The 3,547-nt window shown below is 71.0% G+C and carries 3 protein-coding genes and 2 pseudogenes; 1 reads left to right on the top strand and 4 read right to left on the bottom strand.

What is annotated here, in order from left to right:
- Positions 1-93 precede the first annotated feature (93 nt).
- A complete protein-coding gene (locus IH00_RS44850) occupies positions 94-687 on the top strand; it encodes a hypothetical protein (protein ID WP_234335117.1) in 594 nt (197 codons plus the stop codon).
- 561 nt (positions 688-1,248) lie between these two features.
- On the opposite strand, the gene IH00_RS0136150 is transcribed toward IH00_RS44850, so the two are convergent.
- From IH00_RS0136150 to IH00_RS39665, 4 genes and pseudogenes are all read right to left on the bottom strand, one after another.
- Positions 1,249-1,464 carry a hypothetical protein gene (locus tag IH00_RS0136150; RefSeq protein WP_031080727.1) on the bottom strand — a complete coding sequence of 72 codons (216 nt, stop codon included), beginning with the start codon at positions 1,462-1,464 and terminating at the stop codon, positions 1,249-1,251.
- Between the two features lie 123 nt (positions 1,465-1,587).
- Positions 1,588-1,848 (bottom strand): cytochrome P450 family protein, encoded by a 261-nt coding sequence (locus IH00_RS44845; protein ID WP_031080725.1) that lies wholly within the window; start codon positions 1,846-1,848, stop codon positions 1,588-1,590.
- A gap of 229 nt (positions 1,849-2,077) precedes the next feature.
- Positions 2,078-2,152 (bottom strand): annotated as a pseudogene (locus IH00_RS45675) (hypothetical protein); the annotation flags it as partial.
- 53 nt (positions 2,153-2,205) lie between these two features.
- Positions 2,206-3,395 (bottom strand): annotated as a pseudogene (locus IH00_RS39665) (IS110 family transposase).
- Positions 3,396-3,547: the final 152 nt, after the last annotated feature.

Below are 3,547 nucleotides of genomic sequence, written 5' to 3'. Positions count from 1 at the left end.
GGCCCCACCGCCCGCTCGTTGCGCACCTGACGCACAACGCAGACAGCGTGCCCCGCAGCGGGGAGACCGTTCACCCCGCGCAGCGAGGAGAGCTTGGACGAGACTCTGGACGGCATCGAGCAGTCAGTCCGTGACTTCACCGGAGCCGAAGCCGAGCTCGCCGAAGCCCAGCAGCGGCGCGACCGGACGCGGCAGATCGTGCTGGAGCAGGTAGAGCGACTGCGGAGCGAGGTGGATGCCGTCCATTCTCCGGAGCTGATCGCGGTGATCAGGCATCTGTACTGGCAGCAGCCAGGGATCCACGGACGCCCCCTGGCAGAGGCCGCCGACCTCCACCTCAACGACATGCTCGCGGCGATCGGCCCGTCACCCTCCGACGGCGGCCGGGCCGCCGATGCGGGCGAGCGCGGCGACCGGTTCGCGGCACTGTCCACAGACGACGCATCCGCCGCATCCCTCGCACCACTCCTTGGGAAGGCGCGGGCACGAGCAGATCGGGTCCACACCCACCCCTCGGTCGGCGGCCAATGGAAAGGGCAGGGCGGACAGGCCCATGCTCTTCTGCCAGGCCCACCCACTGCACCGCTTCGAGCACCAGCGTCTGTTGGGGATCTGCCGATGGGGTTCTGGCATGCCTCGCAGGTCACGATGGGGATCGCTTCCCGTTCGCGCCGTCGTGCCCGGTAGGCGGCCTCGCGGCAGGTGTGTGAGCAGTAGCGACGCTTTCCGAGACTCGGATGGAGAGGCTTCGCTCGCAGTGTGCGCAGGTGATGAGGCGCTCTCGGCCGGCTTCGGTGGCCTGGGCCGGTTTCTGCGGTAGCTCTTCGTGCGACAGGCGGCCGAGCAGGTCCGGCGCTGGGTGCTGCTCGCGATGGACCTTTCGAGACCATGCGGGCCATCGGATCACTGTTGATCTCCGCGACCAGCCGGCCTGTTTCGTCGTAGTCCATGGTGGCGCCGATACCGAACGCGGTGATCAGGACACGGTGGAGCGTGTGCTGCCCGTACGCGGCCAGCAGGGTCGGCAGCGGGCGCTCGCGTGCACCGCCCGCCAGGACCGCCAGGCCGTCGTCGTTGTTCCGACGACGGCCTCCAGCGCAGCCAGGCTGCGCGGTCGACTTCCTGCTGTAGGCGCGGGACCGGACCGTACTCCCACGGCTGAGACTTCCGGCCCGGCCCGGAGAGCGGCGCTCACCAGTTCATCCGAGGCGAGCGCCGTTCTCGTTCGTGCGCTTCCGCTCCGGCGGCTCACCGAGAGGGCTCCCACGCCTCTGGGCCGGCGCCTCGCCACTCCACGAAGTCGGGGTCGGTGAGGTCCACGTCCTCGGCGTTCTCCAGCCCAGCGGCCGCGAGGAAGACCCTGATGTCGGCCTGCCGGTGCGCCACCCCGATCGCAACGCCGTCGTAGCGCACCCGGCGCCAGCCCTGCTCGTCGGGCGGGTAGACGATCAGCTTCGCGGACATGCGCCCAGCCTGTTCCCGTCGCTCCCCACCGGCCCCTGCCCCGACCTCGATGAGGCGTTCACGAGCCGCCGGCGGTCCTGATGACCAGCGCCGCGCCCGCCGCCTACGGCGCGCACCCCGCCATCACCACGTCACGGCCAGCTCCTCGGGTCCGCGAAAGATCGTGCCGGGCTGCCATCGCACCTGATGGGCGGGGTGGGCGAGCCGCAGGCGGGGAAGGCGGCGCAGCAGGGTCCCGAGCAGGACGTCCGCTTCCATGCGGGACAGCGGGGCGTCGGGGCAGTAGTGCGGGCCGTGTCCGAAGGCCAGCTGGGGTGGTCCCTGGCGGGTGAAATCGATCCGGTCGGCGTCCGGGTGGGCGTCTTCGTCGCGGTTGGCGGTCATACGGCCGGGCGGCCTGCGGCCAGTCCCCGGCGCGGCGCCCGCCCGGCGCGCGGTCCAGCGGCGGAGCGCTGCGCCAGGTCGGACGGTGCGGGCGTCGCGGCCCGCATCCGGTCGAAAGGTCGGGGTCCGTGGTCATCGCGGTCGTCGTCGCCCGCGACAGTGCGCCGCGCACTGCGGGGGCCATCAGCGCGGTGCTGGCGGACAGGTGGTGTTCGGCGCGGTACTCCGCGGCGGTCATCCGGTGCGCGCGGGCCAGGTGCGGGCCCAGGGAGCGGAACCGGCGGCCGCAGGAGAGGCAGGGCACCAGCTCGTCGCGGTCGGCGCCGGATGGGCGGGGGGGTGCCTCTATGTCTTTCGTCAAGCGAGGCGGGGGGTTCTGTGTTCGTAGAAGGTGCCGTCGCGGAGCATCGCGAACAGCACGCTGATGCGGTGGCGGGCCAGACGGAGAAGTGCCTGCGTGTGGGTCTTTCCGCGGGCCCGGCAGCGGTCGTAGTAGGTGCGGGAGGCGGGATCGTGCAGGGCTGCGAATGCGGAGAGGAACATCGCGCGTTTCAGTTGCCGGTTGCCCCCTCTGGGTGCGTGTTCGCCGTGGATCGAGGTCCCCGACGATTTCGTCGTGGGGGCGAGGCCGGCATAGGAGGCCAGGTGGGCGGCGGACGGGAACGAGCTGCCGTCGCCGATGGTGACCAGGAGGACTGCGGCGGTCCTGGCGCCGACGCCGGGCATCGACGTCAGGACCTTGGAAAGAGGGTGGGCCTCGATCTGGGCCTCAAGGGCCCGGCGTTGTTCGTGGACGGCGGCCAGTGACTTCGCCAGTGAGGGCACGATCACATCGAGGGTGGCCGTGCCGGGAACGACGACGGTCTGTTCGTCGAGGGCGGTGAAGATGTCGTCGATGAGCCGGGTGGCCATGCGGGGCGCCTTGGGCCGGATGACCTCGACGAGCTTGCGGCGGCCGGCTTTGCGCAGAGCGGCCGGGGATCCGTAGCGCTCGAGGAGCCAGGTGATGGCTGGGTGGTCCAGGCGGGGTCCCAGGACGCGTTCGAGGCTGGGGGGAACTGGGTGAGCAGGCCGCGGATGCGGTTGGAGGTGCGGTTGGCCTCGCCGGCCAGATCCTGGTCGAAGCCGGCCAGCATTGTCAGTTCGGCAGTGATCTCGTCGGCCGGTTCGAGACGGCGCAGGGTGTGAGGCATGGTGCGGGCGGCGTCTGCGATGACGGCCGCGTCGCGGGCGTCGGTCTTGGCCTCGCCGGGGTAAAGGTCGGCGATCCGCCTCATCGCCAGGCCGGGAAGGTAGGCCACCTGGCAGCCCGCGTCGCGGGCGACGGTCAGCGGCAGGGCTCCGATGGAGGCTGGCTGGTCCACGATCACCAGGACGGTGCCGAACTTGGTCTTGAGTTTGTCGAAGACGGCCCGCAACTGGGGTTCGCCGTTCGGCAGCGGCTTGTCGAAGACCTTCTTCCCGGCCGGGGTGAGCCCGTGACCGTGATGGTTGCTCTTGCCGACGTCCAGGCCGAGGAAGACGCCCACCTGGTCGATGTCGATCACCGTGCCCCCCACATGCGTCGATGCTGTGCCGGCCTCGCGGTCGGGGCCGTTCGCGCGCATCCACGTTATGCAGACCTGCCGCCCGCGAGTGGCCCGGCATTGCGCCGGGCCGGACGGCGGTCGGACCTCTGATCAGCGTCTCCGACGGCACC

Source organism: Streptomyces sp. NRRL S-118 (assembly GCF_000716335.1).
Taxonomy (GTDB): Bacteria; Actinomycetota; Actinomycetes; order Streptomycetales; family Streptomycetaceae; genus Streptomyces.
This window is presented reverse-complemented; position numbering and strand designations above follow the sequence as displayed.

Coding starts and splice junctions, on each gene's coding strand:
- IH00_RS0136150 (WP_031080727.1), bottom strand. CDS start 1,464: ATGTCCGCGAAGCTGATCGTCTACCCGCCCGACGAGCAGGGCTGGCGC.
- IH00_RS44845 (WP_031080725.1), bottom strand. CDS start 1,848: ATGACCGCCAACCGCGACGAAGACGCCCACCCGGACGCCGACCGGATC.